14 protein-coding genes are annotated in these 13,021 nt (G+C 69.5%); 4 read left to right on the top strand and 10 right to left on the bottom strand.

What is annotated here, in order from left to right; all coding sequences use genetic code 11:
* Window positions 1-17: 17 nt before the first annotated feature.
* The 4 genes from AAFF32_RS11195 to AAFF32_RS11210 are packed head-to-tail and all read right to left on the bottom strand — an operon-like array spanning window position 18 to window position 2,792.
* The gene (locus AAFF32_RS11195; RefSeq protein ID WP_216958420.1) at window positions 18-962 is read right to left on the bottom strand and encodes a biotin-dependent carboxyltransferase family protein; all 945 of its coding nucleotides are present in this window, start codon (window positions 960-962) and stop codon (window positions 18-20) included.
* Window positions 959-1,702 carry a 5-oxoprolinase subunit PxpB gene (pxpB, locus tag AAFF32_RS11200; protein WP_342315218.1) on the bottom strand — a complete coding sequence of 248 codons (744 nt, stop codon included), beginning with the start codon at window positions 1,700-1,702 and terminating at the stop codon, window positions 959-961. Before pxpB ends, AAFF32_RS11195 begins: the two co-directional genes overlap by 4 nt.
* On the bottom strand, window positions 1,699-2,127 hold the full coding sequence (locus AAFF32_RS11205) for an HIT family protein (RefSeq protein ID WP_342315219.1): 429 nt from the start codon (window positions 2,125-2,127) through the stop codon (window positions 1,699-1,701). Before AAFF32_RS11205 ends, pxpB begins: the two co-directional genes overlap by 4 nt.
* A complete protein-coding gene (locus AAFF32_RS11210) occupies window positions 2,124-2,792 on the bottom strand; it encodes a dienelactone hydrolase family protein (RefSeq protein ID WP_342315220.1) in 669 nt (222 codons plus the stop codon). Before AAFF32_RS11210 ends, AAFF32_RS11205 begins: the two co-directional genes overlap by 4 nt.
* A 144-nt stretch (window positions 2,793-2,936) precedes the next feature.
* On the opposite strand from AAFF32_RS11210, the gene rimO reads away from it, so the two are divergent.
* Entirely contained in the window at window positions 2,937-4,286 is a 1,350-nt protein-coding gene (rimO, locus tag AAFF32_RS11215) for a 30S ribosomal protein S12 methylthiotransferase RimO (RefSeq protein WP_342315221.1), read from the top strand.
* A gap of 120 nt (window positions 4,287-4,406) precedes the next feature.
* Here the strand turns inward: rimO and AAFF32_RS11220 are convergent, their stop codons facing one another.
* The 6 genes from AAFF32_RS11220 to AAFF32_RS11245 all read right to left on the bottom strand — a co-directional run bounded on the left by AAFF32_RS11220 (window position 4,407) and on the right by AAFF32_RS11245 (window position 9,899).
* Complete coding sequence (locus AAFF32_RS11220; protein WP_342315222.1) at window positions 4,407-5,645, bottom strand: DUF4010 domain-containing protein; 1,239 nt, start codon at window positions 5,643-5,645, stop codon at window positions 4,407-4,409.
* A 436-nt stretch (window positions 5,646-6,081) separates the two neighbouring features.
* Window positions 6,082-6,555: a GNAT family N-acetyltransferase gene (locus AAFF32_RS11225; protein WP_342315223.1), complete on the bottom strand. Its 474-nt coding sequence runs from the start codon at window positions 6,553-6,555 to the stop codon at window positions 6,082-6,084.
* Window positions 6,536-7,051 (bottom strand): transcription elongation factor GreB, encoded by a 516-nt coding sequence (greB, locus tag AAFF32_RS11230; RefSeq protein WP_342315224.1) that lies wholly within the window; start codon window positions 7,049-7,051, stop codon window positions 6,536-6,538. Before greB ends, AAFF32_RS11225 begins: the two co-directional genes overlap by 20 nt.
* A 73-nt stretch (window positions 7,052-7,124) precedes the next feature.
* Entirely contained in the window at window positions 7,125-7,550 is a 426-nt protein-coding gene (locus AAFF32_RS11235) for a hypothetical protein (protein WP_342315225.1), read from the bottom strand.
* Between the two features lie 184 nt (window positions 7,551-7,734).
* Window positions 7,735-8,235, bottom strand: coding sequence for a copper resistance protein NlpE (locus AAFF32_RS11240; RefSeq protein ID WP_342315226.1), 501 nt, complete (start codon window positions 8,233-8,235; stop codon window positions 7,735-7,737).
* Window positions 8,236-8,372: 137 nt separating this feature from the next.
* Complete coding sequence (locus tag AAFF32_RS11245; protein ID WP_342315227.1) at window positions 8,373-9,899, bottom strand: helicase HerA-like domain-containing protein; 1,527 nt, start codon at window positions 9,897-9,899, stop codon at window positions 8,373-8,375.
* Between the two features lie 185 nt (window positions 9,900-10,084).
* Here AAFF32_RS11245 and AAFF32_RS11250 point away from each other — a divergent pair, with 185 nt between their 5' ends.
* The 3 genes from AAFF32_RS11250 to AAFF32_RS11260 are packed head-to-tail and all read left to right on the top strand — an operon-like array spanning window position 10,085 to window position 12,989.
* Window positions 10,085-11,632: a transglycosylase SLT domain-containing protein gene (locus AAFF32_RS11250; RefSeq protein ID WP_342315228.1), complete on the top strand. Its 1,548-nt coding sequence runs from the start codon at window positions 10,085-10,087 to the stop codon at window positions 11,630-11,632.
* Between the two features lie 56 nt (window positions 11,633-11,688).
* The gene (locus AAFF32_RS11255; protein WP_342315229.1) at window positions 11,689-12,345 is read left to right on the top strand and encodes a hypothetical protein; all 657 of its coding nucleotides are present in this window, start codon (window positions 11,689-11,691) and stop codon (window positions 12,343-12,345) included.
* Window positions 12,321-12,989 carry a lysoplasmalogenase gene (locus AAFF32_RS11260; protein WP_216958393.1) on the top strand — a complete coding sequence of 223 codons (669 nt, stop codon included), beginning with the start codon at window positions 12,321-12,323 and terminating at the stop codon, window positions 12,987-12,989. The genes AAFF32_RS11255 and AAFF32_RS11260 overlap by 25 nt, the downstream gene beginning before the upstream one ends.
* Window positions 12,990-13,021: the final 32 nt, after the last annotated feature.

The following is a 13,021-nucleotide window of genomic DNA, read 5'->3' on the forward strand; positions in this document are numbered from 1 at the left end:
AAAAGAAGGGAGTGGGTTCAGACCGCGGCGAGGCGCGCATCGATCATCACGCCGATTCTGGCGAGGCGCGCACGCGCCGCGCAAGCCAGCCGATGGGCGGTTGCGGCATCGCAGGGCGCGAAGTGGAGCGTCTGTCCCGGAATGCATTGCGCCAGACGGGGCAGGTCGGCGGCGATGACGTGGCCGAGCTTCGCGTAGCCGCCGACGGTCTGGGCGTCGGCCAGCAGCACGATGGGGTTGCCGTCGGACGGCAGCTGGATGGTGCCCGGCGCGACGGGCTCGGACACGCCGTCGGCGGTCGGCACGGCCAGCGCATCGCCCTGCAGGCGCAGGCCCTGGCGGTTGCTGCTCGCGCTGACGCGCCAGCCGCGCCGCGCGAACGCCGCCGCGGCCGCATGCGCGGACGGGCGGTAGCGGATCGGCAGGTGCGTGTCGTGCGACGGGTCGATCCACCATTTCGGTGCGCGCGGTGTGTGGATGTCGCGCGCCGTGGCCTCGCCCAGCGGCAGGACGTCGCCGCTGCGCAGCGCCCGGCCGTCCACGCCGCCGAAGCCGCCGCGCAGATCGGTGCTGCGGCTGCCCAGCACCGGCGCCACGTCGATCCCGCCGTCGATCGCCAGCCAGGCCCGCGCGCCGTCGCGCAGCGCGCCCAGTTCGAGCGTGCCCGCGGGCAGGTCGACCGGACGTCCGCAGGGCACCGCTTCGCCGTCGAGCTTCGCCACCATCTGCGCGCCGACGATCGCGATCCGCGCGGGTGCGTCCAGTCGCAGCGTCGGTCCGCGCAGCGTCAGTTCCAGCACGGCGGTCCCGGCGGTGTTCCCCACGAGCCGATTCGCGAGCGCTGCGGCATCCGCATCGAGCGCGCCCGCGTACGCCACGCCCAGGTGTCGCCAGCCGGGACGCCCGAGGTCCTGCACCGTGGTGAGCAGGCCGGGTGCGATGACATGCAGGGCACGCGTCACGCGCGTGCTCCGTCGGTTTGTTCGAGGCGCGCGAATTCATCCGCGTCGATGGCGCGCAGGCGCACGCGATCGCCGGGTCGCAGCGTCGTCGGCGGCTCGCGCGTGGGGTCGAAAAGACGCAACGGCGTACGGCCGAGCACGCGCCAGCCGCCGGGGCTTTCGCGCGAGTAGATGCCCGTCTGCGCGCCGCCGATGGCGACGCTGCCCGCGGCGACGCTGGCGCGCGGCGTCGCCAGTCGCGGCAACGCCAGCGCGGGATCCAGGCCCGACAGGTAAGGAAAGCCCGGCGCGAAGCCGATCATCGCCACGGTGTATTCGCCGGCGGTGTGGCGTTGAATCAGTTCGCTTGGCGTCAGGCCGAGTTCGGCGGCGGAGGATTCGAGATCGGGACCGTGTTCGCCGCCGTAGAGCACGGGGATTTCGACGAGGTTCGTTGCGTTGCTGTTGTCTCCGGCCCCTGTGCGCAGGGGGAGGGGCAGGCCATCGCCCGACGCATCGTCCTCGATCATCGCCAGCAACCGCGCATGCACCACGGCCGGGTCCATCGCCGGATCGAAGAACACGCCCAGGCTCGCGAATGCCGGCACCAGATCGCGCAGCCAGGGCAGGCCGGCGCTGCGCAGGCGCGCGGCCATCGCGTGCACGGCGGTGTTGAGCCCGGTGTCTAGCGTGTCGCCGAAGCGCAGCAGCCAGGCGTCGTCGGCCAGCGGTTCGATGTCGCAGGCCGGGCGCGATGTCACTGCTTCAGCGCGCCCTGCAGCTGCTGGATGCGCGTGACCAGCGCCTCGGGCGTATAAGGCTGCGCGGTCGCCGTGCCCCACACCGGGCGCGGCCAGGCGATGTCGTCGGGAAAACGCGCGATCACATGCACGTGCAACTGCGACACCACGTTGCCCAGCGCAGCCACGTTGAGCTTGTGCGGCTTGAACACCGCACGCAGCGCATGGCTGGCCAGGTTGATCTCCTGCAGCAACGCGGCCTGCTGCGCGCCGTCCAGGTCGATCAGCTCCACCGCATCGGTCACGCGCGGCACCACAATCAGCCACGGGTGGTTGGCGTCGTCCATCAGGCGCAGCTCGCTCAGCGCGAGGTGCGCGACCGGGTGCGTGTCCTGCGCGAGCTGCTCGTGCAGATGCCAATCGCCGTGCGCGTCGCTGCGATTCATCGCAGGTTCTCCTCGAGGAACTCGATGGTCCGCCGCCACGCGGTTTCCGCCGCGGCCGGATCGTAGACGTCGTTGTCGACCTCGCGGTTGAAGGCGTGGCCGGCACCGGCGTAGACGTGGATGGTCGCACGCGGCTGCTTGTGGCGGTGTTGTTCGACGGCGTCGGCGGGAATGCTGGTGTCGGCTTGCCCGAAGTGGAACATCATCGGCGCGCGCAGCGGCTCGTCGAGGAAGGGCAGGGTGCGCGCGCCGTAGTACGAAACGGCCGGCAGCCCAAGGCGTGCGTTTGCCAGGAACGCCACGCTGCCGCCCCAGCAGAAACCGACCGCGCCCACGCGCAGGCCCTCTTCGCCCAAGCTTTCGGCCGCGGCGGAGACGATGTCCACCGCGCGGTCGAACCCCAGTTCGTTGCGCAGGGCGACGCCGCGCTGCGTGCCGGCTTCGTCGTAGCCCAGTTCGATCCCCGGCGCGACCGGGTCGTACAGCGCCGGCGCCAGGGCGACGAACCCGGCCGCGGCGAAGCGCTCGGCGACGGCACGGATGTGCGCATTGGCGCCGAAAATCTCCTGCAACACGATCACGGCACCGTGAGACGGGCCGGCCGGGTCGGCCCGCCAGGCGCGCACGGGGCCGTCCAGGGTCTCCAGGTCGATCCAGTGGGCCATGGCGCTGTTCAGTTTGGTCGGGGGACAGGTCGATTCTATCCCTGACGCTATACTCCGCAGCCTTCCCGCCCGTCGCAGCCTCGTCGCCCTCGCATCGCGAAGGTGATGGGCCGCCGCCAGCTGCCCTTTCGTTCCGGTCCGTCCATGTCCCTTGCCAATCCCAAAGTCGGTTTCGTCAGCCTCGGATGCCCGAAGGCCCTGGTCGATTCCGAGCGCATCCTCACCCAGCTGCGCGTGGAGGGCTACGACATCGTCCAGACCTACGACGACGCGGACGTGGTGGTGGTGAACACCTGCGGCTTCATCGATTCGGCCGTGACCGAATCGCTGGACGCCATCGGCGAGGCCATCGCCGAGAACGGCAAGGTCATCGTCACCGGCTGCCTGGGCAAGAAGCCCGAGCAGATCCGTGAAGCCCACCCCGGCGTGCTGTCCATCAGCGGCCCGCAGGACTACGGCAGCGTGATGAACGCCGTGCACGCGGCGCTTCCGCCCAAGCACGACCCGTTCCTGGACCTGGTGCCCGACACGGGCATCAAGCTCACGCCCAAGCACTACGCGTACCTGAAGATTTCCGAAGGCTGCAATCACCGCTGCAGCTTCTGCATCATCCCGTCGATGCGCGGCGACCTGGTGTCGCGCCCGGTCGATCAGGTGCTGCGCGAAGCCGAAAAGCTCGCCATGGGCGGCGTGAAGGAACTGCTGGTCATCTCGCAGGACACGTCCGCCTACGGCGTCGACGTGAAGTACGCGCAGCACGAGTGGCGCGGAAAGTCGTACCAGACGCGCATGAAGGCGCTGTGCGAAGGACTGAGCGAGCTGGGCATCTGGACGCGCCTGCATTACGTGTATCCGTACCCGCACGTGGACGACATCATTGCGCTGATGGCGGAAACGGGTTCCAACGGCATGCCCAAGCTGCTGCCGTACCTCGACATCCCGTTCCAGCACGCCAGCCCGCGCGTGCTCAAGCTGATGAAGCGCCCCGGCGCCGTGGACAAGACGCTGGAACGCATCCAGCGCTGGCGTTCGATCGCACCGGACATCGCCATCCGCTCGACCTTCATCGTCGGCTTCCCGGGCGAGACCGAGGCCGAGTTCGAGGAGCTGCTGGACTTCCTCGACGAGGCGCAGCTCGATCGCGTGGGCGCGTTCGCCTATTCGCCGGTGGACGGCGCGACGGCCAATGCGCTGCCCGACCCGGTGCCGGAAGAAGTGAAGCAGGAGCGCCTGGCGCGCTTCATGGAGCGCCAGGCGGAGATTTCCGCGGCCAGGCTCGAGGCCAAGGTGGGCACGACGCAGCGCTGCATCGTCGACGCACTGGACGGCGAACTCGCCATCGCCCGCTCGATGTACGACGCGCCGGAGATCGACGGCCTGGTGCAGATCCAGAACGGCTTCATGGCCGGGCTGAAGCCGGGCGAGTTCGTCGACGTGGAGATCATGGGCGCCGATGAGCACGACCTGTTCGGCGAGGTCGCGTTCGACGACTAAGACGCGCTTGCGCCGCGCCGCGTCGCGCGCAAGCAGATTTCCCTTGCGATCCGCCGATTCGGTCTTGCGCGCAAGCGATCACGCGTTGCGCGCGGGACTTCGGACGTCGCCGCCGGGCCGTCAGGCCGTCGCCGTGACCAGCGCCGTCACGACGCCGCACGTCACCGCCATTCCCACCAGCCCCGCGCCCACCCAGAAGGCGTAGCGCCGGTTGCCGCTGGCGAAGGCGAGCACGGTTTTGGCGATCGCGCTGGAGGCCAGCAGCCCGGCCATGCCCCACTGCGCATGCGTCATCGTCAGCCCGCCGGCGGAGGACAACTGCGCGATGCTCGCCGCCGCCGCGTGCAGTTCCACCAGCGCCACCAGCACCGCCGTCGCCAGTGCGCCCATGTCGCCGAACACACTGCGCAGCCACGCCGACAGCACCAGCACCACGGCGATCATCAGGGCCAGCAACAGGCCGTGGCTGAGCTTGAACGCGCGCGCTTGCGGTTCGTGCGGCAGCGCCGGCGTTTCGGCCTGGCGGCGCAGGCCGATGGCGGCGGTGATCGCCAGCACGCCGGCGGCCGCGGCCAGCGGCCACGCACTGGCCCGCAGCAGCGCGGGCGCGGCGGTGGCGAGGATGCCGGTCAGCAGCAACAGTGAGGCGAGGTTGGCCAGCAAGGCCGCGGAGGCCGAAACACCGGTCAGCGCCGCTTCCTCGCGCGTGCGCTGGCCGAAGCCGGCGACCGCCGCCGTCGACGAGGCGAAACCGGAGAAGAAGCCCGCCACCGGCAATCCCCAGCGCGCACCGACCGCGCGCAGCGCGATGTGGCCGAGCATGCCGACCGCCATCACCAGCACGACCAGCTTCCACAGCTTCGAGGGCACCAGCACGCCCCACGGGTCGACGGGCTCGTCGGGCAGCATCGGCAGCACCACCAGCGCGGCGGCGGCGAGCAGCAACGCATCCTGCACTTCGCGTTCGCTGACGATGTCGCGCGCGAAGCGGTGCAGCGGCGACTTGGCGAACAGCAGCACCGCCGCGATCACCGCCAGGCCGGCGGCCAGCGAGCCCTCGGACTGCGCGAGCGCGGCGAGCATGGTGGTGACCAGCAGCGCCATTTCGCCGGTCATGCCGGGATCGGCGCCGCGCGTGCGCAGGTAGGCCGCCACCGCCAGCACGCCGACGGCCAGCGTCACCGCCACCAGCACCGCCACGCCGAGCATCGTCGCCACCGCCGCGGCGAGCGCGACCATCGCGTGCGTGCGGATGCCCGCGACGGCGGGGCCTTCGCCGTGGCGGCGCTCGCGCACCACGCCGATCAGCAGGCCGATCGCGAGCGCGGTGAGCAGGCCCTGGAGCTGGTCGTGGTCCATGCGGGTGGGGAATTGGTGGGGCGTACACGCTACAACACCGACGGCGTTGTTCCCGCGAAAAAAGGGACGGTGGGGGCGCTGCAAAACGTCATTCCAGCGAAAGCGGGAATCCAGTGCCTTTGCTCCGGCTATCCGGTATGAGCGCCTGATGAGGGCGTTGTCGCGTCTGCCGAGCTTGGGTGAAAGCGTGGAACGTCGCTGGAGAGTGCCGCCGTGCGGCGGCCCAAAAGCCCCGCTTTCGCGGGAATGATGGGCAAAGGGGCGCGTCTGTCGTGCTTGGGTTGAAGCGTGGAAAGTCGCTGGATTCCCGCTTTCGCGGGAATGACGGGCAAGGGGTGGTGTCTGCCGTGCTTGGGTGGAAGCGTGGAACGTCCATGGAGAGTGCCGCCGTGCGGCGGCCCAAAAGCCCCGCCTTCGCGGGAATGACGGGCAACGGTCAGCGCGGAACCCAGCGCATCGGCACGAAGCGAATCCCGCGATCGTGTTGTTCCGGCGCCGCGGGTTCGAAGCCCAGCTTGCGGTAGACAGGCACCGCGAGCAGCGAGGCGTTGACCGTGACCGGCGCGTCCGGATCGGCGGCGACGCGCACCGCGTCCCACAGCGCACGCGCGACGCCGCGCCGCTGCGCTTGCTCGGCGACGAACAGGTAGTACAGGTGCGAAGGCAAACGCAGGGCGACGACGCCGACGATGCGGCCGTCGCGTTCGGCGACGACGTGGCGATGGCCCTCGCGCAGCCGCTCTTCGATGCGCTGCGTCGCCATCGAATCGAGCAGCCGCGCGATCCCGTCTTCGTCGCAATCCGGGGCGATCCAGCGCCGCGTCAGCGCGCTCACCAGTGTGCTGATCGCCGCAGCGTCGGCGATCGTGGCCTCGCGCAGGACGATGCCGTCAGCCGTCCCGGCCGTCATCGTAGGAAACTTCGACGATCACGAACCGCGCCGCGCCGCCCGGCAGCATCGCCTCGAACTCGTCGTCCAGGCGCTTTTTCAGCATCGCGCGCGCCAGCGGCGAATCGATGCTGATCCAGCCGGCCTTGGCGTCGGTCTCGTCGGGGCCGACGATGCGGTAGCGCTGCGATTCGCCGCTGGCGACGTCCTCGATCTCCACGCGCGCGCCGAAGAACACCGCTTCCGGATCGCTGGGCACGGTGTCCACCACGCGCAGCGCGGGCACGCGCTTGCTCAGGTAGCGCACGCGGCGGTCGATCTCGCCAAGTTGCTTCTTGCGGTAAGTGTATTCGGCGTTCTCGGAGCGGTCGCCTTCGGCGGCGGCCGCGGCGAGCGCCGCGACCACTTCCGGGCGTTTCACGCGCCACAGCTCGTCCAGCTCGGCCTTCAGCCGGTCGTGGCCGGAACGGGTGATCAACGCGGTGCTTTTTTCGCCAGGGGGGCGCCAGCGGGACATGCGATTGCGGCGAAGCACGCCGTTGACTGCAATGGGACGCCGTTATCTCAGAGTCGCCGCTGGCGCTCAAGCGCTACGGCTTGCCCGCCGCGTCGATGAGCTGCGACGCCGTCATCGGGCCGGCCGCCAGCGTGTCGGTGTGCCAGGCCATTACCTGGCGGAACTCCAGCGAGGCCGCAGGACCGACCTTCAGCCCGCGCTTGCGCTCCAGCGCGTCGACCTTGTCGGACGTGGCATCGTCCAGGTTGGGGCCGATGACCAGGAAGTCCCAGCTGTCGCCGCTGATGTGCGCGTACCACTGTTGCGCCGGAATCCCGGCCTCGCGCGCAACCGCTTCGCGTGCAGCCATCCACTTGAGAAAATCGAGCTGCTTGCCCGGTGCGGGCCGGTAGATGGACACGACGGCACGGGGCGGTTCCTGCGCGAACGCGGGTGCGGCGAAGCTCAGGCTCGCCGTGCAGGCCAGGACGGCGGCGAACAGACGGGGTGCATGGGACATGGCGGCTCTCCAGCGCCTTGAAGGCGCGTCGGCCGGATCGGGGGCGTGTCGGCGCCTCCGGCCGCGATGTCGACACGCTGCACCCAGGCCCCCGTCCTGAAGCACGCAGGGAACAACGCACCGGGCCGCCGGCAGCGGTCACGCGGCGCGGCGCCCCGACGGGCGGCGCGCCGCACCCGATGCGTTACTGCGCGGCGCCTTCGCGCTTCAGGTTGTACGGCAGCGCGCTCTCGATCGGCTTGCCTTCCATGTCGAGCTGGCGGATCTCGTCGTGCGAGAGGATCGCGAACAGGCGGTCGTTGTCGCTCTTGCTGTTCGGGTCCAGGCGAAGGCGCTGGTTGTTCTCTTCGGCGGTCCAGGTGCCGTCGCCTTTCAGTTCAGGCGCCGAACGTTCCTGGTACGACTCGGTGATCGTGTAGGTGCCGTCGGCGGCCAGCACGATGCGCGTGTCGATGCCGGGGCAGTCGGCGCAGGGCAGGGTGCCGGTGAAGGTACCGGCGAAGGCCTTCACGTCGAACGGCGCGCTTTGCGCCGAGGGCTGGGCATCGGCGGCGGGCGCGGGGGCGGTGGCTTCCGGCTGCGCTGCGGGAGGCTCCGCAGGCGCCTGTGGCTTGCATGCGGACAGCGAGAGTGCACACAGCAGCGCACATGCGAGCGCTACAAACTTCGAACGGGATTCATGCATGACGAACTCCTTGCGTTGGCAGGACGGAGGAGAGCCCCCTTGGTAAGGGGGCGCCCCGGCAGGGGCGGGGATTGGAAGTGCATACGGGGCCCGCGGTTCGCGCAGCAAATCGTGGGGATCCGGCGCGAAGCGCAGGATCAACGCTTTCCGCCGAAGATGCTGCCCAGCAGCCCGCGAACGATCTGTTGACCGATGCGGTTGCCGACGGTGCGCGCGGTCTGCTTGGCCATCGTCTCGACCATGCCCTGGCGGCGCTTGGTGCCGAACACGGCGTCCTTCACCGACTGGCCGAAGCCGCTGTCTTCGGCTTCGTCCTGCTCGCGCGTGCGGGCGGGCGGCGCCTTGGCGTTCTGCGTGGCGACCTGCGCGCGCGTGGCCAGCTTCTCGGCGGCCGATTCGCGATCCACGCGTTCGTCGTACTTGTGCCCGACCGGGCTGGTGCTGCGCACCTGCGCGCGTTCGGCCTCGGTGATCGCGCCCATGCGGCAGCGCGGCGGCGCGATCAGCGTCTTCTCCACCGGCATCGGCACGCCCTTGTCCTGCAGCGTGGAGACCAGCGCTTCGCCGGTGCCGAGCTGCGAGATCGTATTCGCCACGTCCAGCGCGGGATTGGGCACGAAGGTTTCCGCCGCCGTCTTCACCGCCTTCTGATCGCGCGGCGTGAACGCTCGCAGCGCGTGCTGCACGCGATTGCCGAGCTGGCCGAGGATCTCGTCGGGCACGTCGTCGGGGAACTGCGAGCAGAAGTACACGCCCACGCCCTTGGAGCGGATCAGTCGCACCACCTGCTCCACGCGTTGTTGCAGCGCCGGCGGCGCGTCGTCGAACAGCAGGTGCGCTTCGTCGAAGACGAACACGAGCTTGGGCTTGTCCAGGTCGCCCACTTCCGGCAGCGTCTCGAACAGCTCCGACAGCAGCCACAGCAGGAAGCTGGAATACAGGCGCGGCTTCAGCACCAGTTGCTCGGAGGCAAGGATGTTGACCACGCCGCGCCCGTCGGGCGTGGTGCGCATGAGGTCGGTGAGTTCCAGCGCGGGCTCGCCGAAGAACATCTCGCCGCCGTCCTGCTCCAGGCGCAGCAGCGAACGCTGGATCGCGCCGATCGATTGCGCGCTGACCAGGCCGTAGCTGGTGGAAATGTCCTTGCGTTCCTCGGCGACCAGGCCGAGCAGGGCACGCAGGTCTTCCAGGTCGAGCAGGAGCAGGCCGCGGTCGTCGGCGAGCTTGAAGACGATGTCGAGCACGCCGGACTGCGTGTCGTTGAGTTCCAGCACGCGCGACAAAAGTGTCGGGCCCATCTCGCTCACGGTGGTGCGCACCGGATGGCCGAGTTTGCCGAACAGGTCCCAGAAGACCGTCGGGTTGGCTTCGTGCGTGTAGCCGGCCAGGCCGATCTCGGTCACGCGCGACTGCAGCTTCTCGTTGTCCGTGCCGGCCACCGCCAGCCCGGCCACGTCGCCCTTCACGTCGGCCAGGAACACCGGCACGCCCAGGCGCGAGAAGCCTTCCGCCAGCGTCATCAGCGTCACCGTCTTGCCGGTGCCCGTGGCCCCGGCGACCAGGCCGTGGCGGTTGCCGAACTTGGGTTGCAGGACGACATGGCCCTGGGTTTCGGGCAGCGATTGCGGCGTGGTGACAGCCTTGCCAAGCAGGATGGGGTCCATGGACGGATCTCGGGGGAGTTGCGGCGATTCTAGGGGGCGTCGTGCGCGGCCGTGTTCATGTTGCGACTCCGGGCGTGTTTCTGCCGTTCATGCAAACGGGCCATGCAAATTCGGACCTTTCCGGCTTGTCGCGCTTGCTCGCACCCGGATACCCTGCGCTGCCCCCGTCCACGTTGTCGCAGTCCATGCCCGTACTCCGTTCTTCCGCCGCGCTGCTGGCGCTTGGCCTGCTCGTCCTGATGCCGCAGGCCCATGCGCTCTCCAAGCGCGACCAGGCTGCCGTCGATGCCCTCAACCAGCGCATGCAGGCGGCGGAGACGCGCTACCGCCAGGGCCTGGTGAAGATCGGCAACGCCGATCCGGCCGGCCGCACCGAAGTGGACGCCGCGCTGGAGGACATGGAAGACGTGATGGCCGCCTGCGTGAAGCAGAAGGGCTGTTCGCCCACGACGATGCTCACCGCCTACAAGCGGCTGTTGAAGCAGAACGCCGACCTCGCCTCCGGCGATGAAGTGCCCGAGGACAACGACGACGAAGGCGCCGGCAGCTTCACCGCCGACGTGCCCGAAGCCGCGCGCGCCGCCGCGCTGCTCAGCGCCGACGGCCAGCAGTTCGTGAAGATGGTGCAGTACAACCCGGCGGTGCAGGCAGGCATCCGCCGCTGGCTCACCGACATGCGTCCGTCGCTGATCGACAGCTTCGAGAACTACCAATACCTGCGCCAGACGATGTGGCCGCAGTTCCAGCGCGCCGGGCTGCCGGAGGCGCTGCTGTTCGGCGTGATGGCGAAGGAATCCAACGGCCGCGTGCATTCCACCTCGCGCGCGGGCGCGGCGGGACCGATGCAGTTCATGTACGCCACCGGCCGCCGCTTCGGGCTGGGCGAAGACGGCTCGGGCTTCGACACGCGCTACGACGCGCGCGCCTCCGCCGCGGCCGCCGCGGAGTATTTCAACGAACGCCTGGGCACGCTCAACCGCAGCATCGAGCTGTCGCTTGCCGCCTACAACGGCGGCGAGGGCCGCGCGCAGCGCGTGTTCAACACCACCGGCGGTCGCAATTTCTGGGACGAGTCGGTCTACAACCAGTTCCCGGCCGAAACCCGCGACTACGTGCCGATGGTGATCGCCGCGGCGTGGTTGTTCCTGCATCCGAAGGAATACGGCCTGACGATGCCCAAGGTCGACGCGCGCCCGGCGTCGCTGCGCCTGTCCAAGCCCAGTTCGATCTACGAACTGACCATCTGCCTGGGCAACGGCGGCACGCGCGAGGGCTACATGCGCGCGCTGCGCAACCTCAACCCGCGCTACCAGGCGGACCAGTACCTGCCGACCGGCACCATGCTGGCCGCGACGAGCAAGATCGTCGGCCTGTACGGCCGCTACTGCATGCAGGGCCAGCGCGCCGAGCTGGCACACACGCTGGTGCTGAGCGATGCGTCCTCCGCGATCGTGCGCACCGGGCCGGTGACGCCGGTGTCGGACGACACCGTGTACGAGGCCGAAAGCGCCGGTACGGGCTCGGCGGGCGCGATCGCTGCGCCGAAGCCGGCCAAGCCCGCCAAGCCCGCCAAGCCCTCCACCTACACCGTAAAGCGCGGCGAGACGCTGACCGCCATCGCGCAGAAGTTCCAGTGCGACACCGGCGATCTGGCGAAGGCGAACAAGCTCAAGGCGCCGCGTTTCGCGATCAAGCCCGGGCAGAAGCTCAAGCTCAACGGCTGCGACGGTTGAGTCGCGCGCCCTGACGGTCCATGCTCGGCCCACCACAGGGATGGAGGGGGTGGGGCATGCTCTGGCAGAAGATCGTCGGTCTGTTCCGGCGGGGTGACGCGCGGGCGGCGCAGGCCGCTCACGGTGCACTCCCGCTGGAAGAACAACTGGAAGAACTGCGCAGCTACATCGTCCGCGACCTGCGTGGCGGTTACGTCGAACCCGACACCATCGTCGACAACGCATTGGAAGTGCTGGAGATGCAGTCGCACGGTGAGGATGTCCTGCGCGCGCATGCGCGGCGCATCCTCGAGGAAGAGATCGCAAGCTACCGTGCGCAGGCCGCGGACTGGCCGCGGGTGACCGATCACGACCGCCTCGAACACGCCTTCGCCACGCTGGAATCGCAGGGCGTGGTATGCCGGCAGAACTTCACCTGCTGCGGCACCTGCGGCGTGGCGGAGATCGGCGACGAAATGGCGGCGACCCGCGACCGCGGCAGTCCCGTGCACGGTTACGCCTTCTTCCACATGCAGGACACCGAGCACGCCGTCGACGGCTACGGGCTGTGTCTCAACTACGGGGCGGTCGAAGAGGGCGAAGCGGCGGCGTTGTCCGTGGCCCGCACGATCGTCGACGCCTTGCGCACCGCCGGCCTGCCGGTGGACTGGAACGGCGATTGGGGCAAGCGCATCCAGGTGCCGCTGCAATGGCAACGACGGCTCGCGCTGTGACGCGCGCGCCGATCGCGCTGGCGGCGGCCGTCGCCGTCAGCGCGCTGCTGGCGATCGCCGGTGCCTACGCGCCGGCGATGCCGTGGCTGCACTGGATCTTCAAGCCGCTGACGACGCTGCTGATCGCCTGGTCGGTGTGGCGCATGGCCTCGTCGCTGCCGCGTTATCGCGCATGGCTGCTCGCGGGGCTGGCGCTGTCGACGCTCGGCGATGTGTTCCTGATGCTGCCGATGGATGCCTTCGTGCCTGGGCTGGCGAGTTTCCTGCTGGCCCACCTGGCGTACCTGCTGGCCTTGCGCCAGCGCGAACGCTGGTTCGCCTCCGCATGGCCGTTCGCGCTGTATGCGGTGGTCGCAGGCTTGGTGCTCAGCCAGCTGTGGCCGACGCTGCCGGGCGAACTACGGGTTCCGGTTGTGGTGTACGTGGTCGTGCTGGCGGCGATGGCGGCGCAGGCTCTGGCCGTGTGGGTGCGGCGGCGCGATGCGGCAAGCCTGTTCGGCGCGTGGGGCGGGGCGTGCTTCGTGCTCTCCGACGCGCTGCTGGCGTGGGACCGTTTCGTTGCGCCGTTCGCGGCGGCAGCGTTCGCGGTGCTGGCGAGCTATTGGCTGGCGCAGTGGGGGCTGGCGCGGTCGATGCCGCGATGAGCGATCCGTAAAGATGGGGTCCTTCTCTCCTT

The sequence above is a fragment of the Lysobacter sp. FW306-1B-D06B genome, assembly GCF_038446665.1.
GTDB lineage: Bacteria > Pseudomonadota > Gammaproteobacteria > Xanthomonadales > Xanthomonadaceae > Lysobacter_J.

Bases quoted from the DNA above. Each gene is read 5' to 3' on its own strand.
- AAFF32_RS11260 (WP_216958393.1), top strand. From the start codon at position 12,321: ATGGCAACGACGGCTCGCGCTGTGACGCGCGCGCCGATCGCGCTGGCG.
- AAFF32_RS11235 (WP_342315225.1), bottom strand. From the start codon at position 7,550: ATGTCCCATGCACCCCGTCTGTTCGCCGCCGTCCTGGCCTGCACGGCG.
- AAFF32_RS11220 (WP_342315222.1), bottom strand. From the start codon at position 5,645: ATGGACCACGACCAGCTCCAGGGCCTGCTCACCGCGCTCGCGATCGGC.
- greB (WP_342315224.1), bottom strand. From the start codon at position 7,051: ATGTCCCGCTGGCGCCCCCCTGGCGAAAAAAGCACCGCGTTGATCACC.
- AAFF32_RS11245 (WP_342315227.1), bottom strand. From the start codon at position 9,899: ATGGACCCCATCCTGCTTGGCAAGGCTGTCACCACGCCGCAATCGCTG.
- AAFF32_RS11225 (WP_342315223.1), bottom strand. From the start codon at position 6,555: ATGACGGCCGGGACGGCTGACGGCATCGTCCTGCGCGAGGCCACGATC.
- AAFF32_RS11255 (WP_342315229.1), top strand. From the start codon at position 11,689: ATGCTCTGGCAGAAGATCGTCGGTCTGTTCCGGCGGGGTGACGCGCGG.
- AAFF32_RS11240 (WP_342315226.1), bottom strand. From the start codon at position 8,235: ATGCATGAATCCCGTTCGAAGTTTGTAGCGCTCGCATGTGCGCTGCTG.
- AAFF32_RS11205 (WP_342315219.1), bottom strand. From the start codon at position 2,127: ATGAATCGCAGCGACGCGCACGGCGATTGGCATCTGCACGAGCAGCTC.
- AAFF32_RS11210 (WP_342315220.1), bottom strand. From the start codon at position 2,792: ATGGCCCACTGGATCGACCTGGAGACCCTGGACGGCCCCGTGCGCGCC.
- rimO (WP_342315221.1), top strand. From the start codon at position 2,937: ATGTCCCTTGCCAATCCCAAAGTCGGTTTCGTCAGCCTCGGATGCCCG.
- AAFF32_RS11250 (WP_342315228.1), top strand. From the start codon at position 10,085: ATGCCCGTACTCCGTTCTTCCGCCGCGCTGCTGGCGCTTGGCCTGCTC.